Origin of the sequence: Pumilibacter muris, from assembly GCF_943193045.1 — a bacterium.
GTDB lineage: Bacteria > Bacillota > Clostridia > Christensenellales > Pumilibacteraceae > Pumilibacter > Pumilibacter muris.
In genome coordinates this window covers 19,675-45,099 of record NZ_CALPCN010000007.1, presented here as the reverse complement: position 1 = coordinate 45,099, position 25,425 = coordinate 19,675, and the positions used below count along the sequence as shown (strand labels likewise).

Annotated in this window: 24 protein-coding genes and 1 riboswitch; of the genes, 19 read left to right on the top strand and 5 right to left on the bottom strand. The window is 46.5% G+C overall.

The features are described from left to right. Positions 1–11 precede the first annotated feature (11 nt). From NFR62_RS08420 to NFR62_RS08410, 3 genes are all read left to right on the top strand, one after another. Positions 12–332: a hypothetical protein gene (locus tag NFR62_RS08420; protein ID WP_251617382.1), complete on the top strand. Its 321-nt coding sequence runs from the start codon at positions 12–14 to the stop codon at positions 330–332. A gap of 76 nt (positions 333–408) precedes the next feature. After that, positions 409–726, top strand: coding sequence for a hypothetical protein (locus NFR62_RS08415; RefSeq protein WP_251617380.1), 318 nt, complete (start codon positions 409–411; stop codon positions 724–726). An 88-nt stretch (positions 727–814) separates the two neighbouring features. After that, complete coding sequence (locus NFR62_RS08410) at positions 815–1,795, top strand: JAB domain-containing protein (RefSeq protein ID WP_251617379.1); 981 nt, start codon at positions 815–817, stop codon at positions 1,793–1,795. 1 nt (position 1,796) lies between these two features. Here the strand turns inward: NFR62_RS08410 and NFR62_RS08405 are convergent, their stop codons facing one another. Then, positions 1,797–3,488, bottom strand: coding sequence for an Rqc2 family fibronectin-binding protein (locus tag NFR62_RS08405; protein ID WP_251617377.1), 1,692 nt, complete (start codon positions 3,486–3,488; stop codon positions 1,797–1,799). 125 nt (positions 3,489–3,613) lie between these two features. On the opposite strand from NFR62_RS08405, the gene tig reads away from it, so the two are divergent. The 7 genes from tig to NFR62_RS08370 all read left to right on the top strand — a co-directional run bounded on the left by tig (position 3,614) and on the right by NFR62_RS08370 (position 11,626). Next, complete coding sequence (gene tig / locus NFR62_RS08400; RefSeq protein WP_251617375.1) at positions 3,614–5,047, top strand: trigger factor; 1,434 nt, start codon at positions 3,614–3,616, stop codon at positions 5,045–5,047. A gap of 45 nt (positions 5,048–5,092) precedes the next feature. Continuing rightward, positions 5,093–5,686 (top strand): ATP-dependent Clp endopeptidase proteolytic subunit ClpP, encoded by a 594-nt coding sequence (gene clpP, locus NFR62_RS08395; RefSeq protein WP_251617373.1) that lies wholly within the window; start codon positions 5,093–5,095, stop codon positions 5,684–5,686. Between the two features lie 14 nt (positions 5,687–5,700). Further along, positions 5,701–6,975: an ATP-dependent Clp protease ATP-binding subunit ClpX gene (clpX, locus tag NFR62_RS08390; protein ID WP_251617372.1), complete on the top strand. Its 1,275-nt coding sequence runs from the start codon at positions 5,701–5,703 to the stop codon at positions 6,973–6,975. 239 nt (positions 6,976–7,214) lie between these two features. Then, the gene (gene lon / locus NFR62_RS08385; RefSeq protein ID WP_251617371.1) at positions 7,215–9,563 is read left to right on the top strand and encodes an endopeptidase La; all 2,349 of its coding nucleotides are present in this window, start codon (positions 7,215–7,217) and stop codon (positions 9,561–9,563) included. 7 nt (positions 9,564–9,570) lie between these two features. After that, positions 9,571–10,170 carry a ribosome biogenesis GTP-binding protein YihA/YsxC gene (gene yihA / locus NFR62_RS08380; protein WP_251617370.1) on the top strand — a complete coding sequence of 200 codons (600 nt, stop codon included), beginning with the start codon at positions 9,571–9,573 and terminating at the stop codon, positions 10,168–10,170. 73 nt (positions 10,171–10,243) lie between these two features. Then, the gene (locus NFR62_RS08375) at positions 10,244–10,840 is read left to right on the top strand and encodes a hypothetical protein (protein ID WP_251617365.1); all 597 of its coding nucleotides are present in this window, start codon (positions 10,244–10,246) and stop codon (positions 10,838–10,840) included. 87 nt (positions 10,841–10,927) lie between these two features. After that, on the top strand, positions 10,928–11,626 hold the full coding sequence (locus NFR62_RS08370; protein ID WP_251617363.1) for a metallophosphoesterase: 699 nt from the start codon (positions 10,928–10,930) through the stop codon (positions 11,624–11,626). A 158-nt stretch (positions 11,627–11,784) separates the two neighbouring features. On the opposite strand, the gene NFR62_RS08365 is transcribed toward NFR62_RS08370, so the two are convergent. The 3 genes from NFR62_RS08365 to ilvA form a co-directional block, all read right to left on the bottom strand. Continuing rightward, on the bottom strand, positions 11,785–12,225 hold the full coding sequence (locus NFR62_RS08365) for a hypothetical protein (RefSeq protein ID WP_251617361.1): 441 nt from the start codon (positions 12,223–12,225) through the stop codon (positions 11,785–11,787). Positions 12,226–12,368: 143 nt separating this feature from the next. Beyond that, positions 12,369–12,779, bottom strand: coding sequence for a RidA family protein (locus NFR62_RS08360; protein WP_251617359.1), 411 nt, complete (start codon positions 12,777–12,779; stop codon positions 12,369–12,371). A gap of 14 nt (positions 12,780–12,793) precedes the next feature. Beyond that, entirely contained in the window at positions 12,794–14,029 is a 1,236-nt protein-coding gene (gene ilvA / locus NFR62_RS08355) for a threonine ammonia-lyase (protein WP_251617352.1), read from the bottom strand. A 318-nt stretch (positions 14,030–14,347) separates the two neighbouring features. On the opposite strand from ilvA, the gene NFR62_RS08350 reads away from it, so the two are divergent. From NFR62_RS08350 to ftsW, 8 genes are all read left to right on the top strand, one after another. Then, positions 14,348–14,785, top strand: a complete 438-nt coding sequence (locus NFR62_RS08350; RefSeq protein ID WP_251617351.1) for a division/cell wall cluster transcriptional repressor MraZ — start codon at positions 14,348–14,350, stop codon at positions 14,783–14,785. Then, positions 14,778–15,701: a 16S rRNA (cytosine(1402)-N(4))-methyltransferase RsmH gene (gene rsmH, locus NFR62_RS08345; protein ID WP_251617349.1), complete on the top strand. Its 924-nt coding sequence runs from the start codon at positions 14,778–14,780 to the stop codon at positions 15,699–15,701. Before NFR62_RS08350 ends, rsmH begins: the two co-directional genes overlap by 8 nt. 57 nt (positions 15,702–15,758) lie before the next feature. Continuing rightward, the gene (locus NFR62_RS08340) at positions 15,759–16,601 is read left to right on the top strand and encodes a hypothetical protein (protein WP_251617346.1); all 843 of its coding nucleotides are present in this window, start codon (positions 15,759–15,761) and stop codon (positions 16,599–16,601) included. 115 nt (positions 16,602–16,716) lie between these two features. Next, positions 16,717–18,516 carry a penicillin-binding transpeptidase domain-containing protein gene (locus NFR62_RS08335; protein ID WP_251617344.1) on the top strand — a complete coding sequence of 600 codons (1,800 nt, stop codon included), beginning with the start codon at positions 16,717–16,719 and terminating at the stop codon, positions 18,514–18,516. A gap of 49 nt (positions 18,517–18,565) precedes the next feature. After that, on the top strand, positions 18,566–20,011 hold the full coding sequence (locus tag NFR62_RS08330) for a UDP-N-acetylmuramoyl-L-alanyl-D-glutamate--2,6-diaminopimelate ligase (RefSeq protein WP_251617343.1): 1,446 nt from the start codon (positions 18,566–18,568) through the stop codon (positions 20,009–20,011). Continuing rightward, entirely contained in the window at positions 20,004–21,002 is a 999-nt protein-coding gene (gene mraY, locus NFR62_RS08325) for a phospho-N-acetylmuramoyl-pentapeptide-transferase (RefSeq protein ID WP_251617342.1), read from the top strand. The genes NFR62_RS08330 and mraY overlap by 8 nt, the downstream gene beginning before the upstream one ends. A gap of 87 nt (positions 21,003–21,089) precedes the next feature. Next, entirely contained in the window at positions 21,090–22,361 is a 1,272-nt protein-coding gene (gene murD, locus NFR62_RS08320) for a UDP-N-acetylmuramoyl-L-alanine--D-glutamate ligase (RefSeq protein WP_251617341.1), read from the top strand. Continuing rightward, positions 22,351–23,532, top strand: a complete 1,182-nt coding sequence (ftsW, locus tag NFR62_RS08315) for a putative lipid II flippase FtsW (protein ID WP_251617340.1) — start codon at positions 22,351–22,353, stop codon at positions 23,530–23,532. The genes murD and ftsW overlap by 11 nt, the downstream gene beginning before the upstream one ends. On the opposite strand, the gene NFR62_RS08310 is transcribed toward ftsW, so the two are convergent. After that, positions 23,480–24,277, bottom strand: coding sequence for an energy-coupled thiamine transporter ThiT (locus NFR62_RS08310; RefSeq protein ID WP_251617339.1), 798 nt, complete (start codon positions 24,275–24,277; stop codon positions 23,480–23,482). The two genes, ftsW and NFR62_RS08310, sit on opposite strands and share 53 nt — an antisense overlap. A 91-nt stretch (positions 24,278–24,368) precedes the next feature. After that, positions 24,369–24,480: riboswitch (TPP riboswitch) on the bottom strand. 144 nt (positions 24,481–24,624) lie between these two features. Here NFR62_RS08310 and NFR62_RS08305 point away from each other — a divergent pair. Then, positions 24,625–25,425: a hypothetical protein gene (locus NFR62_RS08305; protein ID WP_251617338.1), complete on the top strand. Its 801-nt coding sequence runs from the start codon at positions 24,625–24,627 to the stop codon at positions 25,423–25,425.

Here is a 25,425-nt window from a genome sequence, read left to right as displayed (position 1 = left end):
AGGAAATAAAAATGTCGAAACAAACAAAAAAGACCACTCAAACAAGAGTTTACACTGTGCCTAAGCTTTGCAAAGTGTTGTCGTTTGTGGCGGTTATGCTTATGGGGCTTGGAATAGCCATAGGCGTGGTGCTCGGCTTTTTCGAGCCGTTTGCCGCAATCGGTAATTGGATTAAAAATATTGCCATAGCCATAGGTATGATTGCTCTGTGTTGGTATTCGTATTACGAAGCGCGCTTGCATGGGCAAACTTGGTTTGTTCTTTGGATAATAGCGGTAATTTTGGTTGTAGTGTTCTATGTGCTCGGTGTTACGCCTTTGGTTAAATGGTAAACCGTTTTGTTACATTCTTTGGATTTGTAATAAAAAACTTGAGCATACTAAATAAAAAACGACGGAGATTTTTAACATGGCGGTAAAAGCAAAAAAACGTAATTTTATTCAAGCGTATTTTTCGAACTTCGGAGTGCGTCAAATATGCGACTTTCTAATGCTCGGCGGCGCGATTGTGCTTTTGGTGGGCATTTTCGTTAGCAATATTGTTATAGCGGTAGGGCTGGGAATTTATATTGTGGCTACGCTTCTTGCGCTATATCGCAGTGTGCGCGTTCTTTGCAGCAAAATCAATCGCCGTTCGCCCGAATATAAAAACGCGATAATAAACACCGTAATTATGGGATTGATTTTCGCGCTTGCGCTTTTCGGCTTTATTTACGCGCTTGTTTAAAAATTAGTATAACAAAGCGGCGCTTTCGTTTTTGGGAGCGCCTTTTTTAATACAAAAACAAAGAACGGTATTTTGGGAGAACAAAAGAATGGCGGAAGAACGCAACGACATAGAAGAATTGCTCGGAACTTACAGACGCGCTAATGCGCCGAGTGCCGAAGGGCACCGCGAACGTGTGCGCGAGTCGGTAGACCGAAACCCCGATTTTGCGGGATTTAACGAATATCAAATGCTTGAATGGTTGTTGTTTGCCACAATAGCGAGAAAAGACACGAAAGCCATTGCAAAAGAATTGCTCCGCACATTCGGTTCGCTGTCGGCGGTGTTGCACGCCGACTATTACGAGCTCGTGCGCGTTAAAGACGTGGGAGAAAAAACGGCGCATCTTTTGGCTCACATTCTTCCCGTAGTTTTACGCGCCGAATACAACCGATATAACCGACCCGAAAGGCTGACTACGGCGGCAAGCGCGGCATGGTATTTATATACCCGCTTTTTAGGGCAAACAAAAGAAATTTTGCTTGTTACGTCGTTGAACGTAAACGACGAAATAATTCAAACGGACGAAATTACCGAAGGAATGGTAGATTCCGCCGCCGTAGACGTTATGAAGATTTTAAGAATTGCCGACAGAAACGGCGCTAAGAAAATAATTCTTTCGCATAATCATCCCGGCGGAACTATGAGTTTTTCGGATGCCGACATGGAAACTACCGCGCGCGTCGTTGCGTGTTGTATGATGACCGGTTTTACTTTTTACGACCACCTTATTTTCAGCGGCAACAAATATTTGAGCATGTTCGGCAATAAAGAGCTCGACACAATAATAACGCTGAGTCGAAAGCTTTGCACGAGAATGACGGCGGCGCTAACGGCTGAAAAGACCAAAATGCAAATGTTAAGCACGTTGCAACTCGGAGAGCGCGGAGCAACGCTGAACTCAAATCAAGAGAAAATAGAAATATTGAACGCCTATAAACAGTTGCTTGCTTTCGGCAACGAAAAAGAAAGAGAAGCCGTTTTTAACTCTCTTGTGCAAACGGTAAGCAAACCTCAAACTTCGCGCTAATTTAAGAACGTTCGTCTTGCGGGGTGACGAATAACGTTTTGTAGTCGGTATACACTACTTTTCCGGGAGGGCTGCCTTTCGGTTTCGAGACGTACTTTTTCAACGTGTAATCAACGGGCACGTTTTCGCCAAGTCGCGCTTTCGAATAATATGCGGCTATTTGAGCCGCGCGAACCAAAACGCGCTCGCTTACGTTTTCGCCTGACACAATAACGTGGCTGCCGTGAATTTTTTGAGTGTGAAGCCATGTGTCGGACGCCCGCGCCGCTTTTGTTAGTCTGTCGTTTTGATAGTTCGTTTTTCCCCAACGTATGGTACAACCTTCGAAAACGATTTCTCCGCCGGAAAGAAGTTTTTCTTTTTTGCGTTTTCCCTTAGGCTCATGCAAAAGATTCGCCGCATACAGTTCCGCTGTAATTTCTTCCAACCCTTCGGCGTCGGTAAACGAAAAACTGTCGTAAATGGAATTGAAATATTCAAGGTCGGCTACCGCTTCGGCAATTTGCTCTTCCACAATAGAAAGAGTTTTTTTCTTTTTAGCGTATTTTTTAAAATATGCTTGCGCGTTATACTGAGGCGATTTGCTTGAATCGAGTTTAACGGTAATTTTTTGCGGCGGCTCTTCGTAATAATTTTCGGCTTCGAACGAACTCATTCCTTGTTTTAAACGGTAAATATTTGCGGTAATCAATTCGCCGTTAAGTCTGTCGGTTTCGGCGTCGGACGCTTCGGCTTTTCTTTCGCGGAAAAGTTTGAGCTTTTTTTCGGTTCTCGCTATTGCGTTTTTTACCGTCGTTTTTGGGATTCGCGCCTTTTCCGACAGCCGTCTGTCGCGGTCGAGCGCAAAAAAGTGAGCGTCCATAGCTTCGTTTAAACTGTTGAAAAACTCGTATTCTCCGTCTTGTTCGAACGGTTTAATCCAAAAATCCGATTTAACGCCGCTTTCTTTGCGCACACACGGTTTCGCGTTTTTCAAAATGCGCGTTTGGTTAAACGCGTCCGCAAGTTTTTCTATTTGCTCTGTTGTAAGTTCGTTAAAAAACAAACCTCCCAATGCCGCCGCCGTGATTGCGTTTACGGTGGCGGGAGCAAGCCCCGCCGCGTTCGCAAGTATATAGCCGCCTGCGTTGCCGCCATCGAACGAACTTAAAACGGACTTTAACGCGCTACCGTCGAATATGTTGATTTTGTTTTGCGGAGGGGGAAAAGAATAGGTAAGACCGGGCAATACCGGGCGCTTTTCGCTGCTTGCGGGCGATATGTGCTTAATACATTCCGAAATTTTGCCGTCGGCATTTGTAAGAATTATGTTTGCATATTTGCCCATTATTTCGCAGATGAGAGTTTTTTTCTCTTCGTAACCGAGCTCGTTCCGCGCTTTTAGCGCAAACATCAAAATACGTTCTCCGTCATGCGCCGTAACTTCGGTAATCGAAGCGCCGCCTATGTGTTTGCGCAGGTGCATTAAAAAAGCGGGCGCTGTGAGCGGATTGTTTTTGGGCGCGTTTTTAGTTATGTGAACGCGAGGAAGCGACGGGTTGGCGCTCATTACAACCGTATGATTTGCTTTTGCGTGAATATGCAGAATTATTTCGTCGGGCTCGGGCATGGTGAGTTTGTCTATTCTGCCGCCTCGCAAAAGTTCGTTTAACTCTATCGCTATTTGTTTGATATGCAGGGAATCCGCAGGCATCGTTTTTGCTCCTTTCGGCAAGTTACTTTTAAGTATAAACTATATTCGGCGAATTAGTCAATACAATTTGACAAAGCTAAGCGGATTGTGATATTATATTTAAGTATGATTTTTTGGAGGTTATCATGGAATACAAAACGGAAAGACAAAAGGGCAGCGTAAAATTCTTGTTTTCGGTGCCTCAGAGCGAATGGGAAGAGGAAATCAATTCCGCTTATATAAAGACGAGAGGAAAATATAATATTTCGGGTTTCCGCAGAGGTAAAGCGCCCCGTAAGTTTATAGAAAGCTTATACGGTCCTACCGTGTTTTTCGACGACGCGTTCAATTCGTGCGCTTCTAAGGCATACGCTACAGCTCTGAAAGAGAACGAGGACGTGGAGCCTGTTGACGAACCTAAGGTAGACATAGAGAAATTCGGAGAGGACGCTCTTACTTTTACGGTGGAAGTAACCGTAAAACCCGAAGTTACGCTCGGAGAATACAAAGGTCTTACCGTGCCCAAAGCCGAATATCCCGTAAGCGAAAAAGATATAGACGACGAAATCATGCGTTCGCGTCAGGCGAAAAGCCGCATGATTGAAGTTACCGACCGTGAAGCGCGCGACGGCGACACCGTTACAATAGATTACAGCGGCTCGGTTGACGGCGTTAAATTCAACGGAGGCACCGCCGAAAAGCAAGAGCTTACGCTCGGAAGCAAATCGTTTATTCCCGGATTTGAAGAACAGGTGGCGGGAATGAAAATAGGCGAACAAAAAGACCTTAAAGTTAAATTCCCCGACGATTATCACGCTGAGGACCTTAAAGGAAAAGACGCTGTTTTTGCGGTTACTTTGCACGGTATCAAATTCCGCGAAGTGCCCGAACTTACCGACGAATTCGTGAAAGACACGACGAAATTCGAAACTGTTGAAGAATACCGCGCCGACGTGAGTAAACGCTTAAACGACAACGCTACGCGCAGAGCCGACAACGAGAACAAAACGAATATGCTCGATGCGATTGTGGAAAAAGCTTCGGTGGAAATTCCCGAATGTATGATTGAAAACGAGCTCGAATATATGTTGCAGGAATTCGAATACCGCTTTTCGCAAATGTATCGCGGCATGAAGCTCGACGACTATTTCAAATACACAAATTCGTCGCGCGAGGACTTTAAGAAAGACCGCAAAGCCGAAGCGGAGAAAAACGTTAAGACCCGCCTTGTGTTGGAACAAATTATAAAAACCGATAAAATCGAGCCTACGGAAGAGGAACTCGATGCGCGTTTGAGCGAAATAGCGTCGTCTATGGGCAAAACCGCCGAAGAATACAAAGGCACTCTTTCGACTCGCCAACTTACCCATATAAAAAGCGATATGACAGTTGAAAAAGCTTTGAACGAGCTTGCGGCGGCAACAGTTTTCTCGGCGAAAGAGAAAAAAGCCGACAAAGCCGAAAAGCCCGCCAAAACTGCCGCTTCTAAGCAAACCGCCGCAAAGCAGAATTCGGGCGCGGAGAAAAAGCCTGCGGCAAAAAAGAGCGCGTCCAAACAGTCAGCCGACAAAAAAGATTGATTTTCGTCGGAATAAATAAATCGTAGGGAGGATATAAATAGTATTATGATTAAAAGCAGTCTTGTACCTATGGTAGTGGAGCAAACCAACAGAGGCGAACGCTCGTATGACATTTATTCCCGCTTGCTTGAAGACCGTATAGTTTTCCTAACGGGCGAAATAGACGACATAACAGCCGATTTGATTATAGCGCAACTCTTGCATCTTGAAGGCAAAGACCCCGACAAAGATATTAGCCTATATATAAACAGTCCGGGCGGAAGCGTTACCGCAGGAATGGGAATATACGACACCATGAACTATATTAAGTGCGACGTTAGCACAATATGCGTCGGCATGGCGGCGAGTATGGGCGCCTTTCTTTTGAGTAGCGGCGCTAAGGGCAAACGTTTTGCGTTGCCTAACAGCGAAATTATGATTCACCAACCTTTGGGCGGAGCGCAAGGGCAGGCGAGCGACATAGCCATTCAGGCGGAACACATTCTGAAAACGAAAAAGAAGATGAACCGTATTTTGTCGGAAAACAGCGGGCAACCGCTCGAAAAAATCGAGCGCGACGTAGACCGCGATTACTACATGACCGCCGAAGAGGCGCACAAGTACGGGCTTATAGATAAGATTTTCGTTAAGAGAGCTTAACGGAATCGGAGGGTATGTTGAACGAAAAGAACAGAGAGCTTCAGTGCGCGTTTTGCGGCAAGAAGCAGTCGGAGGTGGTGGAACTTGTTTCCGGTCCCACAGGCGTGTCGATATGCGACGGTTGCATAGGAATTTGCAACGAGATAATTGCCAGCAGAGTTAAAAAGTCAGCCGAATCGACAGCCGTAAAATTGCCGTCTCCCGAGCAAATCAAAAAAGAACTCGACGAGTATATTATAGGGCAAGATATGGCGAAGCGCGTTTTGAGCGTGGCTGTGTATAACCATTATAAGCGTATAAACTATAACGCGGCTCATCCCAAAGGAAAGGGCAAAGCGAACAAGCGCGACATAGAGCTTAAAAAAAGCAACATTCTTATGTTGGGTCCTACGGGATGCGGCAAAACACTTTTAGCGCAAACGTTGTCGAAGATTCTCGACGTTCCTTTCGCGGTAGCCGACGCCACGACTTTGACGGAAGCGGGCTATGTTGGCGAAGACGTTGAGAACGTGTTGTTAAAACTCATTCAAAACGCCGACTACGATATAGAACGCGCGCAACGCGGAATTATATACGTTGACGAAATCGATAAGATTTCGCGCAAAAGCGAGAACGTTAGCATAACGCGCGACGTTTCGGGCGAGGGCGTGCAACAGGCTCTTTTGAAAATTATAGAGAGCACTGTGGCGAGCGTTCCTCCGCAGGGCGGGCGCAAGCACCCGCAACAAGAGTGCCTAACCATAGACACAACGAATATACTGTTTATTTTCGGCGGCGCTTTTGTAGGGCTCGATAAAATTATTTCCAAACGGGCAAACGCGGCTTCGCTCGGCTTCGGCGGCGAAATCGCGTCGAAAACGGAAAAAGACACTTCGCAGTGGTTTAAAGACGTTCAGCCGCAAGACCTTATTCAATACGGGCTAATACCCGAATTTGTGGGAAGAGTTCCCGTAACCGTTAGCCTCAACGACCTCGACAACGCCGCTTTGGTGGAAATTCTCACCAAACCGCGCGACGCGCTAACCAAGCAATACGAAAAGCTTTTGGAAATGGACGGTGTGGAACTTGTGTTTACGCCCGACGCCGTAGCCGCAATAGCCGAAAAGGCAATTGAACTTAAAACAGGCGCTCGCGGTTTGCGTTCCATTGTGGAAAACTGTATGCTTGAAATTATGTATCGCGTTCCCACCGATAAAAGCATTGTTAAGGTGGTTATAGACCGCGAATGCGTGCAAAACGGAAATATGCCCGAGCAAATATTGCGAAACGAACAAAAAGCTTCGGCTTAAACAAAAGTCGGATTTTAGTTCTCGGGTATTAGAAAATATGTAAAAATAATCTTCTTCGTTCGTTTGAGCGGAGAAGATTTTTTTGCGGAATAGGACGGGTTTTTGTCGCATGATTTTATGCCGTGTTATTCACACGCCGTTCACCGGCAAAATAAGGCGGCAATCCGCTTGTAACTTTTTACGCTTTGTGATATAATAGTAAAGCATAGGGGAATCGACCCCGTGTGGAGAATTAGAGTATGGACGAAATGACTTTTAACGAACCGTCTAAGGCGGGTATGCCTCCGCCTAAGCCGTCGGTAAAAATGATAGTGCTTCGCGGACTTGTTGTATTTCCCGGTCAGTCTGTTGTTTTCGATTTGGGACGCGATAAGTCTATTGTGGCGCTGAACAAAGCTGTGGAAAGCAATCAAGATATTTTCCTCGTGGCTCAAAGACGGCACAACGCCGCTAATCCCGCTCCCAAAGACATTTACAGGGTGGGTTGTTTGGCGCGCGTCAAACAAATCACAAAGCTTCCCAACGACAGTTTCAGAGTGCTTGTCAGCGGAATAAAGCGTATGGAAATAGAAAGCTACGCTAATATAACGCCTTATTTCGAAGTGGTTTTAAAAGAGTTTGTTTCTCGCCCGAGCGACCCTATTCTTGTTGAGGCGGCGAAAAGACGTCTTGCCGACCAACTCGAAAAATACAAAAAGCTCGAAACGAATTTTCCCGCCGACGCAATGCGCAGTCTCGATTTACACGACACAAAATCTTTTATAGGGCTTATGGGAACGCATTTATACCGCGAGGACGGGGAAAAGCAGAAGTTGCTCGAAACTCCCGACGAATACAGTCAGCTCGAAGACATATACGCCGTTATGGTGCGCGAATGCGAAATAATGGCGGTTGAAAAGAAAATAAGCATAAAGGTGCGCGAGAATATCGATAAAAACCAACGCGAATATTACTTGCGCGAACAAATTAAGGCTATACACGACGAACTCGGCGAAGACACCGACGAAATAGAAGATTACCGCAGCAGGGCTAAGGCTCGGGAATTGCCCGAAGAGGTTCAAAACAAGATAGACAAAGAGCTTGCGCGCATGAGCAAAATGAATCCCACTTCGCCCGAAGCGGGAGTAAGCCGTACTTACCTTGATTGGTTGCTCGATATGCCGTGGTCTGAAGAGTCGGACGATAACCTTGACCTTAAACGCGCTCGCAATATTCTCGACGAAGACCATTACGGGCTTGAAAAAGTTAAAGAGCGTATTGTTGAATACCTTGCGGTTCATCAATTAACCAAAAATCTTAAAGGTCCCATATTGTGTTTTGTAGGACCTCCGGGCGTAGGTAAAACGTCGGTTGTGTCGAGCATAGCGAGAGCGGCGGGAAGGAAACTCGTTAGCATGAGTTTGGGCGGCGTGCGCGACGAAGCCGAAATACGCGGACACCGTCGCACTTATATAGGCGCGCTTCCCGGCAGAATTATAAGCGGAATGAAACAAGCCGACGTTATAAACCCCGTGTTTTTGCTTGACGAAATAGACAAAATGTCGTCGGATTTCAGGGGCGACCCCGCGTCCGCCATGCTCGAAGTTTTAGACCCCAACCAAAATAACGCATTCAAAGACCATTATCTAGAAGTTCCGTACGACCTTAGCAAAGTAATGTTTGTGACTACCGCTAACAGTCTCGATACGATACCCGCGCCGCTTTTAGACCGCATGGAGGTTATAGAACTTTCGGGATATACTTACGAGGAGAAGCTCGAAATAGCTAAAAGGTATCTTGTGCCGAAACAGCTTGCCGCCAACGGACTGAGCGAAGAGGTTGTTACTATTCCGGATTCGGTTATAATGCAGATTATAGCGGGTTACACGCGCGAGAGCGGGGTGCGCAATTTAGAGCGCGAAATAGGAACCGTAATTCGCAAAATCGCGGTGAAAGTAGTAGAAAACGGCAAAGACAATATAGGGCATTACGATGTTGCGAAAGCCGACCTAAAAGAATATCTCGGAGTTGTTAAATTCACCGACGAACGTAAAAACGATTCGGACGAAACGGGACTTGCCACAGGGCTTGCTTGGACGAGTGTTGGCGGCGTAACGCTTAATATAGAAGTGGCGGTTATTCCCGACGGAAAAGGCGAAATTATTCTCACAGGAAGTTTGGGCGACGTTATGAAAGAGTCGTGCCGCACCGCGCTAACTCTTGTGCGTTTGCGCGCCGAACAGTATGCGATTCCGCTCGATAAATTTACGAAATACGATATTCACATTCACGTTCCCGAAGGCGCCACGCCGAAAGACGGACCGAGCGCGGGCATAACTATGGCAACAGCCATTCTCAGCGCTCTTAGCGGCAGAAAGGTGAACCGTAATGTCGCTATGACGGGAGAAATCACTTTGCGCGGAAAAGTGCTTCCCATAGGCGGACTGAAAGAGAAATCGTTGGCGGCGTTCCGCGCGGGCGTAAAAACGATAATTATTCCAAAAGGAAACCGTAAAGACGCCGAAGAACTTCCGACGGAAGTAAAAAAGAACGTGAAAATACTTTGCGCCGAAACAATCGACGAAGTTTTCACGTCGGCTTTGGTGTGAGTTTTGCATGAAAATTACAAATGCCGAATTTATAACGAGCATTGCGGCTTTGCCCAAATATAAAGAAGCGTCCTCGCGCTATTCTTGCCCCGAAATTTGCGTGGTTGGGCGTTCGAACGTAGGAAAATCCACGTTTATAAATTGCGTGACAGGGCGCAAAAAACTTGCAAAAGCGTCGGTAACTCCGGGAAGAACAAGACTTATAAATCTGTTCGATTTAAATCGCGGCACGCTTGTTCTTGCCGATTTGCCGGGTTACGGTTATGCCGCCGCTCCGAAAACCGAGCGAAAAGGTTGGGCGCAGCTAATAGAGGAATATTTGGGTTCGTCCGAAAAGTTAAAGCGCGTGTTCGCTCTTGTGGATTTGCGGCACGAACCTACGGTGCTCGATAAACAAATGCTTAAATATTTGTATGCCTATAATATTCCGTTTACGGTCGTTGCTACGAAAGCCGATAAACTTTCTAAGTCGCAAATTTCCGCCGCCGTGCAAACCGTTTCAACGGCTCTTACGGTAGGGCGCGACGATATTATAGTTTTTTCGGGTTTGAACGGAACGGGGAAAGAAGCCGTAGAAGCTGTTCTCGACTCTGTTTTGGAGATTTAGCCGAAAATAAAATTGTGTCAAACGAAACCTCTCGCGCATAAGTATTGCTATATGTATTGCGGGAGGTTTTTTTATGGCTAACACGTTGAGAGCGGGCGCTATAACGGGAAGCCCTACGGCGGGGCTGTGCGAAAGAATGTGCATAGAGGTGAAAAGAGTATTCGACGGTTGCAAAGAAGTTTTCAACAATCAGTCGTACGTTTTGGAACTCGCGGGAATCCCTCCGCAGGCTACGCCGCCGTTCACGTTTGTAGAGGCGGTAAATTACGGAGCCACCGCGTTTGAGAACGTGAGCGTTAGTTCTCTCGAAAATGGAAAAGCTCGAATATCGGGCGATGTGGTTGTGCCTATTTTGGTGACTTTTACTGACGCTAACGGGAACGCTTACACCGCGACAAGCAGTTTGAGACTTCACCGCGACGTTGTGCTTAGCGTACCCGCTCCTACTATCGCGCCGTATACGATTGAAGTTTTTTCGGCGTTTGTGAGCAGAATAGGCAGTTTTATCAGTAACGAAGCCGTTTCGGTTAGCGCTTGCCTTGTGCTTATTATAAAGGTGATTGTTATTGCCGACATTCTCGTGCCGACATACGGAAATTGCGTTTATCCCGAATGTGTGGATTGCGGCGATATTTGCAACGAATTTTTGTCGCTCCCGCTATTTCCGTAAAAGTGTAAAGACCGAAAACACTAACGAGGGGTGAAAGCCGCAAAGCAAACGCTTGCGTTTGTCGCGTAAAAATGTTATAATAATATAATGAAAGTTTACGCAATAAGCGATTTACACCTGTCGGGCAACAATCCTAAGCCTATGGATATTTTCGGCGGCTCGTGGGCGAATTATATGCGGGAAATATCCGACGATTGGCTTAAAAAAGTTACCGAAAACGATACCGTGCTTATAGCGGGCGACATTAGTTGGGCTATGAGTTTGCCCGACGCTTTGCCCGATATTAAAACGGTGTGCGATTTACCGGGCAAAAAAGTTTTTATACGCGGCAATCACGACTATTGGTGGAAAGCAATAGGAGCTGTTCGTTCCGCTTTGGGGAACGGCGGTTTTGCCGTTCAAAACGATTGCGTGAGAATAGAAAACACATTGATTTGCGGAAGCAGAGGTTGGACTACTCCGGAAAATTCAGGGGGAGTAACCGCCGAAGACAAAAAAATTTACGAGCGGGAATTGCAGCGTTTTACGTTGTCACTTGCCGCTATGAGCAAAATGCGCGGAGAGGGCGACAGAGTTGTGGCTATGATTCATTATCCGCCTTTTAACAGCCGACACGAACCGTCGCCGTTTACCCGTATGTTTGAAGAATACGGAGTAAATGCCGTCGTGTACGGACATTTGCACGGTAATCACGGCAGAATGTGTTTGCACAAGCAAATGGGAGGAATAGACTATTACTTGACTTCGTGCGATTTGGTGGGGAACAAACTTGTGGAAATATTTTAGCGTCAGATTATTTACATAAAATAAAAAGCCGTCTCCCTAAGGGTATCTGTTATAGGGATTTCCTTGTGTGCTAAGAAATAGCGCACTATCTTCGCTTGCGAAGTATAGTGCGCTATACTTTATAAAAGATTATAACGATAAATTGAAATTTATCGTTACTATGATAATTTGTTATTCAAGCACTGAATGTATTGTGCGACTAAAAAATAATTTTTTATATCTATTTCGTCTAATCCTCTGAACAGAAAAAGGTCATCGTAAATTTCCGACACTCTATTAATATCTTTTCCTTCTATATGGAAAAACCCCGTAACTAAATCAATCCCGACTAAAACAGATGAATCTTTAGCTTTATATGCAACAATTTGCGGTACTGCACCTTGCGGTAGTTTCTCTCTATTAGATTCATTTTCCATAATGTTGAATTCTACGACATCATGAAAAGATAAAGAATCTAATTTTTCAAAACGATATTTGTTGCAAAAATAATCATTTATTTCTGCTCCGCTTTTCCGATTCGGTTTCAACTTATCACGATTTTCGTTATATATGCATTTCCACTCCTGAATCATTTCAATAGTTGGCTCTGTTGTAAGCATATTAAAATCTCCGTTAAATTACTGTTTATAGTAGTTTCATTATAGCATAACCGTACTAAAAATGCAAGGACTGACTATCGTCCTTGCTTGAATCCCTATGAAATACACCCTTAATACGGGGGACGGCTTTTAAATATTAAAGTTTAAAGAGTTGCTATAATTTCTATTTCAACGAGAGCGCCCATAGGCAAAGCCGAAACTTCCACGCAGGAGCGCGCGGGCGGCTCGAAGCTGAAATAGTTTGCGTATTCGGCGTTCACTTCGGCGAATTTAGACATATCGGTTAAAAAGATAGTCGATTTAACGACGTTTGCCGATGTAAGCCCCTTAGAGGCAAGTAAAGCGTCTATGTTTTTGAGCACTTGTTTGGTTTGCGCTGTAAAATCTTTGCCGCTCAGTTCGCCCGTAGCGGGGTCTATTGCTATTTGTCCCGAAAAAAATATCAGCTTTTTTAGCTCTATTCCCTGAGAATACGGACCTATCGCTTTTGGAGCGTTCGGCGTGCTCACAACAGTTCTAAATGAGTCTTTTTTCTTACTCTTTTTGTCTTTCATAAAGAATTCCTCTATTAAATTTTATTAGCTGCAACCGCGCTTCGATTGTTCGGAATAATAAGATATCCGTTTTGTTCGATTGCGTCGATTAACTTTTTTCCGTGCTCGAAACCGCTTACTTCGCAGGCGATATGCAAAATTGTTTCGTTTAGGCTGAGTTCTGTGCTCATACGGTCGTATTGAACCGATATAATATTTGCTTGTTGCGCGCTCATTATGCGCGAAAAGTTTTCCAAACTGCCCGGTTTATCGGTGAGCACAACGGAAAACTTCATTTGCCGCCCTCTGCTAACGAGACCTTTTTCTATTATTTTGTGAATAAAGCCTACGTCTATATTTCCGCCCGACAGCACGCAGGCGATTTTTTTGTTTTTAAGGCAAGCCGCTTTTCTCGACAGTGCGAGAGCAAGGGGAGTGGCGCCCGCAGGCTCCACCACTTGTTTGGAACGTTCCATAAGCTGTATTATAGTTGAAGCTATTTCGTCGTCGGATACGGTGTATACTCCGTCGGCAAATTTGTTTATTAGCTCGGTTGTTATTACTCCGGGATTTTTCACGGCTATACCGTCGGCTATTGTGTACACGCTGTTTGTTGACACATGCTTTTTTAATTCGAAGCTACGTTTTACGGCGTCGGCGCGTTCGCCCTGAACGCCTATAACTTTAATTTTAGGGTTAATTTGTTTAATAGTGTATGCTATTCCCGCAAACAAACCGCCTCCGCCCGCAGGAACGATTATTGCGTCGAGATTAGGCATTTGCTCTATAAGTTCGAGCGCTACGGTGCCTTGCCCCGCAATAACGTCCTCGTCGTCGAAAGGGTGCACGAACACGGCGTTCTTTTCTTTTGTTAAAGTGAGAGCCGCATTGTACGAATCGTCGTAGCAGTCGCCGCTCAGCACTACCGTTGCTCCGTAGCTTTCGGTTGCGGCTATTTTTGCTATAGGCGTGGCAAGGGGCATAACTATATAAGCTTTTAGCCCGAGTTCGCGCGCCGCATAAGCCACTCCTTGCGCGTGGTTGCCCGCGCTTGCCGCAACAACGCAAGACGCGTCCGTTTCTTCCGAAAGTTTCTTGATTTTATTGTATGCGCCTCTAACCTTGAACGAGCCCGTTTTTTGTCTGTTCTCGCATTTGAGCCAAATTTCGGCTTCGGCGAGTTTAGAAAAGGTGTTCGAGTGTTCGAGGTTAGTAAGGTGAGTAATTCCGCGTAGTCGTTTTTGCGCGTTGTAAACGTCTGTTAAGTTCATTAGTTACCGCCGTCGTTTTTGTACTTTATTATAATAAATCATTGAGTGAAAAAAGTCAACTCTATCGAACGCACGGCGCTATTCGTATTTCGTTCGCTTTGTTTTTAGCTTAAAAACGGAATTTCCGAATTAAGCCTCAAAAAATGGAATGAAAGAAGAAATGTTGAAAAAAAGTCAAAAAAAATTCAATAAAATGGGCAAAAGTGTTTGCAAGTGGGCAAAGATGTGTGCTATACTATATTAGTAACGGCGAAAGCGCTTTATATGCGCGTTCGGCAACGTAAAAAATCCGTCTTTAAGGCGTAAGGAGGTTAAGGCATGTTTTTCGGCGAGTACAGACATCAAATAGACGAAAAAGGCAGAATACGCATTCCGCCCAAGCTCAAAGCTATGCTCGGCGAGCATCCGTTTATAACGCGAAGCGGCGGCAACAGCCCGAATAAATGCCTTATTGTTCTTCCCGAAAAGGACGCGGCGCGAATTTTCGACGCCGAATTCGGAACTCTCAACGTTCTTACCGACGACAGTAAATCGGTGCGCGTTATGGCGTCGAGCGGATTTGTTGCCGAAGAGGACAAAGCGGGTAGAATTTTGCTTCCTCAACGTCTTATGGAACATGCGGGGCTTACCAAAAACATTGTGACGCTCGGCGCATATAACAGAGTTGAGATTTGGGACGAGGAAAGCTGGGACGCATACTCCAAAGGAGAAGCCGAACCCGACGATAAAATCGAAGAAGGTTGCGGCGATGAGTGATTATCACGTTCCCGTTATGTTGTGCGAAACCGTAGACGCCTTGCGAGTGGGCACAGGAAAACTGTTTTTCGACGGCACTCTCGGCGGCGGAGGTCACACGGGAGAAATTCTTAGAAGAGGCGGCAGGGTTATAGCGACCGACCGCGACATGGAAGCAATAGACTATTCGAGAATGAAGCTTTCGCAAACCGCCGATTACAACGGCAAATACACCATTGTGAAAGATAATTTCAAGAACGTGCTCGAAGTGCTTTCGGCAAACGAAATAGAAGCTTTGGACGGCGCCGTGCTCGATTTGGGAATATCGTCGCATCAAGTTGACGAAAATCTTCGCGGGTTTTCGTATAGTGGCAACGGATTGCTCGATATGCGCATGGACCGCGACCAATACCTTTCGGCAATGACTGTTGTTAACGAATATACCGAAGAGGAATTGTCGAGAATTATTTACACTTACGGCGAAGAACGGTTCGCCCGAAAAATTGCCCGCTCTATTGTTGAAGCGAGAAGCAAGTCGCCGATAGAAACAACAAAACGCCTTGCCGAAATAGTTAAGTCGTGCGTGCCCGAAGGGAAAAAAGGCGGACATCCCGCGAAAAAAACTTTTCAAGCTCTGCGAATAGAGGTAAACAACGAACTGTCGGGTTTGGGCGAAGCTATTTGCGACATTGTTAGCAAGCTGAAAAGCGGCGGTCGAATAGCGGTTATATCTTTTCATTCGCTTGAAGACCGCATTGTGAAACAGACTTTGAAAACTCTTTCGGTAGACTGCGTTTGCGATAAGTCGCTTCCCGTATGCGTTTGTAACCATAAGGCGAGCGTAAAACTTATAGGAAAGTACAAGCCGTCGGCGGAAGAAACCGCTCGAAATTCGAGATGCAAAAGCGCGACTCTGAGAGTTGCGGAAAAACTTTAAGAAACTCAAAACGACGCTTTTTTTAAAGCATAAACCGTGCAAAAGGAGCATAAAGATATGATAACTGCGAAAAGAAGAATTACTACCGAGCAAGACAGATTCGGCGGTTATGCAATTCAACCCTCTCAAAAAATTACTTTTGACGAAAATTTGGAGAACGCTCCTTTAACCGATTCGGATAGAAGATTCGATTTTCGCGTGAACACGGACGAGCCTTCGTTTTCCGCAACGCCGACGTATTCCGATATGTCGAATTATTCGGGCGGAAGAACGTATGCGGCGCCGTATTCGGAGCAAAACGCGGTTAATAGGGAACAGCCTCGCGCCGCAGTAACGCAACAGCCTTCGGTTATAGAATATTCCACAAGGCAAGATTACGCGGGCACCACAGGTTTTATGCAAAACCCCGTAGCTACTCCGAGCTATACAAAGTCGCGGCGTAAGAAAGAGGATTTAATGCCGAGCATACGCACACGCGCATACGGACAACCCGAATTGCGCGAAGCGGAAAAAGAGGAAGAGAAATCCCGCCCGCGCGACAAAGCGAAGCTTTCGGGTAAAACAAAAGCGGCGCTCTTGATATACGCAGCAGTAGTAGTGATTTTGGCGGTTATGGTAATAGCTACGGGTCTTGCGGTAAGCAATATAAACGCGCAGGCTTCGGCGCTCGAAAACGAAATAACCGTTAAGAACGCTCGCATAATCGAGCAAAATTCCGAAATCGCCCGCCTTACAGACCCCGATAGAATTGTGGGCGCGGCTGTGGGCGAAGGAATGGAAAAAATAAAATTGCCCGCCGAAGTGCAGCTTATTCCCACTACCGAACCGGTGAAATACGAAGGAAGAACAAATTGGTTTGACAAGTTTTGCGACTTTCTGAGTAAAATCATCGGAGGATAAATTCTTTAAATTGAATAACGTACCGAACAGCACTGTTACAACGCGAAAGAGGTTATTGATACTTATAATATCGATAACCTTTTTATTTTGCGTCTTATTCGGAAGATTAGGGTATTTGCAGCTTGTTGCAAGAAAGGATTTGCAGTCGCGCGCCGCAGAGCAATGGTACCGCGATTTGCCACTTGCCGCGCCTCGCGGAAAAATTTTGGATTCCACAGGTTCGGTGCTTGCCGACAACAGAGAGGTATACAGCGTCTACGTTCGCCCCAACGCGGTAACCGATAAGCAGGCGGTTGCGGCGGCTCTATCCGGGCATTTAAATTTAGTGTACGATAAGCTTTTGGAAAAAATAAGCTCGTCGCGCGTGAGCGAAATCACAATTAAGCGTGCTGTTGAGAAAAACGTTGCCGAAGCCATTCTTGCGCAAAATCTCGACGGGGTGTATTTTACTCTCGATTCGAAAAGGTATTATCCCGCTTCTAACTATCTTTCGCAAATTCTCGGTTTTACCAACATAGACAACGTTGGGCAAAACGGGCTCGAAGGATATTACGACGAGTATCTTAAAGGGGTGGACGGCTTTGCTTACACCGCCACCGATATTAAAGGGCATGAGCTTGAAAATAACGTTACCAAATACGTTCCCGCGATTCCCGGTTGCGATTTAACTTTGTCGCTCGATATGAATATTCAGTCGTTTGCGGAAACTGCGGTGTCGAACGCTTTGTCGGAGCATAACGCGAAAGGCGCTTCTATGATAGTTATGGATTGCAACACGGGCGGCGTAGTGGCAATGGCGAGCGCGCCCGGCTTCGATTTGAACGAGCCGCCGAGAGACGACCTCAATATGCTAAACGCGCTCAGCAAAAACAAGATGATTGTAGACGTGTACGAGCCCGGTTCCACGTTTAAAATTTTCACTACCGCAACAGCTTTGGAAAACGGGGCGGTAAGCGATTCCGACAGATTCTTTTGCGGAGGCGCTCGGCAGGTTGACGGTCAAAGAATAAAATGTTGGCGAAGCATAGGGCACGGTTCGCAGGATTTGGGCGAAGGCGTGAAAAACAGCTGCAACTGCGTGTTTATGGATTTGGCGTTGCGCTTGGGAACCGACAAGCTTTACGACGGAATACGCAATTTCGGTTTCGGAAGCAAAACCAACGTGGATTTCTACGGAGAAAGCAGAGGGCTTTTGATGCAACAGTCCGCCGTTAAAACGGTTGACCTTGCTCGAATAGGGTTCGGGCAGGCGGTTGCCGTAACTCCGTTACAACTTGTAACCGCAGTTTCGGCGGCTGTAAACGGCGGAACTTTGTACGAGCCGTATTTTGTGTCGCAGGTAAATGATTACAGCGGCAAGTTGATATACGAGCGTCAACCGAAAGAGGTGAGAAAAGCGATTTCGCCGAGCACGTCGGAAAAGCTCCGAAATATGCTTGAAAAAGTTGTGAGCGAGGGCGGCGGACACAAGGCGGGAGTTGCGGGCTACAGAATAGGGGGCAAAACGGGCACCGCTCAAAAATACGAGAACGGACACATTGCGCAAGGAAAATACGTTTCGAGTTTCGTGGGGTTTGCGCCCGTAGAAAACCCGCGCTACGTTTTGGCTATGATTGTAGACGAGCCGGGCGGATATATGTATTACGGGAGCTTGGTGGCGGCGCCGTATGCGGGCGAGGTGTTCAAAAAAATATTCGATTACACGGGGCTTAAACCGTCTCAAACGGATACCGTAGTAGAATGGGTAAATATGCCCGACGTGCTCGGCTTGAGCCCGGAAGAGGCTTCCAAAAGGTTGTCGGAGCGCGGGCTGTTGTTCGAGTCGGACGGCGAAGGTTCGTCTGTCGCGTCTTGCGTGCCCGTTCCGGGCACACGCATTCCTAAGGGCGACGTGGTGTTGATTAGAACCGAATAATTGCAAAAACAAACGTAAATCAAAAGCGGAGAACGCATCGGTAAAAAATATGAAATTAAAGATTCTTATAAAAAATTGCGCCGTCGAATACGGCGACATAGAAATAACAACGCTTTGTCATGAAGCCGACAAAGCGAAAGTCGGCAGTTTGTTTTTCTGTCTTGCAGGCAGTAAAAGCGACGGGCACGATTTCGCGTCGGAAGCTGCGAGGTTGGGAGCGTCGGCGGTTGTGTGCGAGAGAAAAACCGACGCGGATTGCCCTCAGATTATAGTGCCGAACACGCGCGCGGCTTTTGCCGAAGCGGCTTCGGCTTTTTACGGCAACCCGTCGCGCGGGCTTAAAATGTTCGGTATAACTGGTACTAACGGAAAAACCACGACTTCGTATGTTCTTGCCGAAATATTGCGCGAGGCTGGCGAAGAGGTAGGGCTAATCGGAACTAACTGTATAAGGTATTGCGGGCACAGCGAGAGCGCAACTCTTACAACGCCCGACCCTGTGGAACTTAACGCCGCTTTGCGCAAAATGAAAGATTGCGGAGTTACAAGCGTTGTTATGGAGGTTTCGGCGCACGCTCTCGCCCTCGATAAAATTTGCGGAATAGAATTTGACGTCGCAGGCTTTACCAACCTTTCGCAAGACCACCTCGATTATTTCGGCGACATGGAAAGCTATGCCCGCGCCAAAGAAAAGTTGTTTCATAACGGAGTTTGCAAATGCGCCGCAGTAAACGCGGACGATGCTCTTGGGCAGAAGTTGTTGCGAGAATCGGACGTTCCCGTGCTCGGTTACGGCACTATGAATCCCGCCGACGTATTCGGAATCGATTTGAAAATGAGCGCCGAAGGTTTGAGCTACATAATAAATCTTTCCGACGATATAGGGGAAGTTAAGTTTGCGTTGCCCGGAAGATTCAATATGTATAACACTCTTTGCGCCGCAGCTATGGCAAAACTTGCGGGTGTGGGCTTTGCGGAAATATTGCACGGAATACGTTCGTTGAAACGGGTGGACGGGCGGTATAACGTTATAAACACGTCGAAATTCAGCGTAATAATAGATTTCGCGCATACCGATGACGGACTTTGGAATATAATAACGTCGGTAAGAGAATTTGCTCCCGCCCGTATTATAACCGTGTTCGGTTGCGGCGGAAACCGCGACAGAAGCAAACGGAAAATGATGGGGAAAGTGGCGTCGGAACTTAGCGACTTAACTGTTATAACGAGCGACAACCCGCGCTACGAAGAGCCGTCCGACATTATTGCCGACACTTTCGAGGGAGTGCCCGAAAATAAACGCGGCAGCGTGTTTACCGAACCTGACAGAAAAAAAGCGCTTAGGCTTGCGCTCGATACGGCGGAAAGCGGCGATATTGTGCTTGTGGCGGGAAAGGGCGCCGAACGCTATCAAGAAATAAAAGGCGTTAAATACGAATACAACGACGAGGAATATATTATGAGCTTGTTGCAAAACGGGAGCGCGAATGATTAAAATACTTATTGCAACTTTGGTCGCATTCGCAATTTGCGTTGCGGTTATGCCTCTTGTTATTATGCTCGGCAAACGGCTTAAAGTGCGGCAAACCATACTTTCGTATGTGGACAACCATATAAGCAAGAGCGGAACTCCCACTATGGGCGGCATAGGCGTTATGATTGCGCTGTCTATCTGTTGTCCCGTTTTTTCCAATAAAGACAACACCCTTATGCTCGTAACGCTTTTCGTAACTCTCGGCTACGGCATAATAGGTTTTATAGACGATTTTATAAAAGTGTTTTTTAAGCAGAACAAAGGATTGAGTCCGCTTCAAAAAATCGTGTTTCAGCTTCTTATCGCCGTTATAGTGTCGGTGTTCGCCTATAACAATTCGCTTGTGGGAAGCGTGATATACGCGCCTTTCACTCTTAAAGAACTCGATTTGGGCATGGCGGCTATTCCGCTTTTTATGCTTGTGTTTTTGGCTTTTACCAATTCGGTAAATCTTACCGACGGACTTGACGGGCTTGCGGGTAAAGTGTCGGTTTCGTATCTTTTCTTTTTCGCTATTATAATAGCTTTCGCGGCGTATGCGTCGGGCGACGGCGCTGTGGAAAGCGAGTTCGGAAATTTAGTGCTTTACTGCGGCGTGCTTATGGGAGCGTTGTGCGGCTTTTTATGCTACAACTGCTATCCCGCTAAGGTGTTTATGGGCGATACGGGCGCGCTCGCGCTCGGCGGCGGTTTCGGCTGCCTTACCGTTATGAGCGGACTTGAGCTTGTTGCTCCCATTATAGGCGTTATGTTTGTGGCAACAAGTCTTTCGGTAATATTGCAGGTGGTAAGCTTTAAGGCTACAAAAAAACGAATATTCTTAATGGCTCCGCTTCACCATCATTTCGAGCGCAAAGGAATACACGAGAACCGCATTGTAACAGTGTATTCGTCGGTTACTGCCGCTGTGGGAATTTTAACCGTTATTATAACGGCGGCTTGCGTTTTGTAAGCTTTATAAAACGCGCTCTTTCCGTCATATCGGCGTTGTTCGCGGCATAATATTATGTGGACAACTTAATCGAAACGGAGAGAGGCAATGAATACGGAATTTAAAAACAAGCGTGTGCTAATCGCGGGCAAAGGCGTTAGCGGGCAAGGAGCCTACGAAGCGTTGACTGCGGCGGGAGCGGTGTGCGCCTATGCCGAAGACGAAAAAGAGTGGGGCAAGTTTGCCGCCGAGCTCATAGTTGTTAGTCCGGGCATAGACTGCAAACAACCTGTTTTTACTTTCGCGAAACAAAATTCCATACCTCTTATGGGCGAAGTTGAGGTTGGCGCGTGTTTAAACGGAGATAAACCGATTATAGCCGTTACGGGCACTAACGGAAAAACTACGGTAACTCGGCTTATAGGCGAAATTATTACACGTTCGGGGCGTAAGCCCGCAGTTTGCGGCAACGTGGGCAGTTCGTTTTCGCTTGCCGCGTCGGGCGGAAATTACGACTGCGCCGTTGTGGAAGTATCGAGTTTTCAGCTTGAAACCATAGTTTCGTTTCGCCCTCATATAGCGGTTATAACAAATATTACTCCCGACCACCTCGACCGCCACAAAACTATGAAATCGTATTGCGCGGCTAAACTAAGAATAGCCGAAAACCAAACCGAAAAAGATTATCTTGTGCTGTCGCAAGACGATATTCCGCTTTCGGCTCTCGAAGGTTTCGCGCCCAAAAGTTTTACGCTGTATACATCTGCGAACCGTAAGCTTATCGGCGCCTATACATATAACGGCGGAATTTATTACAACTGCGAAAGAATATGCGATGTGGACCGCGTAAAAATCGAGGGGGAGCACAATATTAAAAACGCGCTTTCGGCGGTGTGCGCGGCAAAAGCGTTCGGCATACGAAACGAAAGTATTGTCGACGCTCTTACAAGCTTTACAACCGATTCGCACAGATTGCGGCTTGTGGCAAGGATTCGCGGAAAAAACTATTATAACGATTCGAAGGGCACGAATATAGCCGCGTCGGTGTGCGCGGCTCGAGCCATGAGCGGAAGCACTTGCATGATTGTGGGCGGGAGCGACAAAGGATACGAATACGACGAACTTTTCGAGGCTCTGCCTAAAAATATCGTGCGCGTGGCGGCTGTCGGGCAAACGGCATTAAAAGTGCGTAAAGCGGCTTTGCGCGCGGCGTTCGAAAACGTTCGAACGTTTAACGATTTTACTGCGGCTTTCGAATGGGCGGCTTCGGGCAACGAGGAAAACGTGTTGTTGTCGCCCGCGTCGGCAAGTTTCGATATGTTTTCGTCTTACGCCGAACGCGGCGAAGTTTTCGAACGGTTGGTGCGCAATGTCAAATAATAAAAAAGTTTTGTTGCACGAGGGAAAGGGCGAATACGATTTCGTCCTAACGTCGGTAACTGTGCTGTTGGTGCTTTTCGGCGTTGTAATGGTGTACGCCGCAAGCAGCTACAACGCGCAAGTGAACTACGGCAATAAATATTTTTATATGTTTAAACAGCTTGTGGGCGCCGTTCTCGGTTTTGTGGCAATGATTGCCATGAGTTTTATCGATTACCACGTTCTCGGAAAGTTGCGCTTTGTAATTCTCGGAATTTCCGTTTTGCTTTTGGTGCTCGTTTTTATTCCCGGAATAGGAGTGGAGAGCTACGGCGCGCGGCGCTGGATAAATCTGCCCTTTTTCACAATGCAGGCCAGCGAAATAGCTAAATTCGGATTTATTATATTTTCCGCCGCGTATATGGCGAAGCATCACAAAAAAATGACTACGTTCAAAGGTATTTTGCCTGTGCTCGGAGTGGGTTCGTTAATATGCTTACTCATAATTTTGGAGCCGAACATGTCTATAACCATTTGCGTGGTGCTTCTTATGTTCGCAATGCTTTTTATAGGAGGGGCGAGAATAAAGCATTTTCTTATTCTCGCGTTGCCCGCAGTGGCAATGGTGCCGCTTCTTATAATAGCCGAACCTTACCGTTTAAAACGTATGCTTGCGTTTATAGACCCGTGGGCGTCTCCGCTCGGGGAAGGGTATCAACTCATTCAATCGTTTTATTCGCTCGGAAGCGGCGGGCTTTTCGGACTCGGACTTTTTAATTCGCGTCAAAAATATCTGTTTTTGCCTTTTTCGGAAAGCGACTTTATTTTCAGCATAATAGGCGAGGAGCTCGGGCTTATAGGCTGCGCAATAGTTATGTTCGCGTTCGTGCTTATTATAGCGCGCGCAATCCGAATAGCGCAAAATAGCACCGACAGATTCGGGTGCTATCTTGCGAGCGGAATCGCGTGCATTATCGCAATTCAAGTGCTTGTTAATATCGCTGTTGTTACGGGTTCCATACCGCCCACAGGGCTTCCGCTACCTTTCGTAAGCGCAGGCAGCAGCTCGCTAATTGTTTTTTGTTCGGGTATCGGAATTTTGCAGAGCGTTAGCCGCCGAAGTCATAAAACCGTTAAACTCACTGTGCGACAGCGTCGGAAGAAACGGGAACGTTTGCCGACGAAGCCATAAAGCGGTTGAACGATTTGCTTGACAGTACGCCTATGCTCGCGCATAAAGCGATTATTGTGTCGGGAATAAAGAACACTCCGTTATATGCGAACGAATACGCCCACAAGTGGTTTTGCCACCAGCCGTCCCAAGCGATGTATTCGCCCCAAAACAACACGCCGCTCAAAACGTGGCTTATGTAGCGCACAAGGAAATAGCACGCCACGCCGATAAAGAAAGGAATATGCGCGGCAAGCGCGGGTTTGCCTTCCGCCGCGACTTTGTTATAGCGAGTTTGGCGGTAAGAAAATACGCCGAGAAATGTTAGAGAAAGATAGGGTATAACATAATCGAGCACAGCGCTCATAGGGTGCACTATCGAAGGGCTCTGAAAGAATTGCAAAACGGTATATGCCGCAGTAACTACAAGTCCTTTAAAAAAGCCGAAATAGTAGCAATAAATCATTACGGGCAAAACGGAAGCGAACGTAATGGTGCCGCCGTAAGGCAGACCGATTCCGAGAAAAGACAAAGCGTACGAGGCGGCAAGACAGATTGCGCCGTAAGTTAAATCTTTTGTGCGAATAATGTCGTGCTTGCCTTTTGCTTTTAGAACAAAATAGGCAATGAGAGTGCCCGCGATGAGCGCGGCAAACAGGCAAATGCACAGAATGAGCGTAATGCGGAGCATGGAGTCGGCTTCTTTGAAGTCGTCGAAATCAAAGAGCTTGTTGGCGCCAAGCAGAATGGAAAACAGTTTATACAAAAAGACCTCCTTCTTACCGTTTAAGCCCGAACTGACAAAAAACGAACCGACTCGTAGTCGGTTCGTTTGCCGTTATAATTGCATGAAAAAATTTACAATCGACAAGCTTCCCTACGCGAGTGCTAACTCACAGGTTCAAAGGGACCAACGACTTGCCGTCGTTATCTCAGCCGCAGCGTTATGCAGCGCCCCCAGCGGTAATTATGTAACTAATATAACGCGAATTTGCCGAGCTTGTCAAGCGATTTCGAGATTGTATTTTTAAAATCGCGGCTATTTTTCTTGCATAAATGAGCGCAATAGGGTATAATTGCGATATGGCGTATATTAGGCGGACATTCAAATATATGTTTAAAGCGTTCGGAGCACTTGCTCTCGTGTGTTTACCCGCCGCCGTTCTGCTTGGCATTTTCACAAAACCTATGGCGTCGCTCGCATATTTGGTGGAGTATTCCAAAACCTACGTTAAAGGTTTTCCCGATATGTTTTGGCTTATATTCAATAAGTATGCTACAAAATACGTTTATCCGCTTGTGTTGATTTTTATCGCGTTGATATTTTGCACGTCGCTTGCCCTTTCGGTTATAGAAAAGCATTTTCGGGTAGGAAAGCTTATGCTTGTTTCGCCGCTAAAACAAATAAACAACTATTTCCTTCCCGTGCTCATTTCGTTTTTTATTTTGTCGCTTATACTTACGCTATACGGAATGATACAAAGCGGACTTCTTACGCTTTTGCACATGTTGATGAGCGGCAAAGGATTTCCTACCGCATTCAACATGGTTATTGCCGTAGTTTTGTCGGTGGGGCTTTTTGTGCTCGCCGTTTTCGCATCGTGTTCAACAATGTATTGGACTCCCATGATGGTTATATACGGATTTTCGTTCGGCGACGCGGCGGCTTCGTCGTTAAGGCTAATAGACAAAAAGAGCGGCGGCATAATTTTGGGACTTTTAACGCCGTTCGCTATTGTGGCGGTTTTTGCGAGCGCGGTTTCGTTTATAGGAATAAGCTATGTACGCATAGCGCTTGCGGTAATTTTGTATCTTTTCCTTATTATGTATCTTGTGTCGTATATCATGATTTCTATGTTCGACCTTTCGGGAATGGAACGGCGCGACGAAAAACGCGCGGTGGGCGGTAATTGA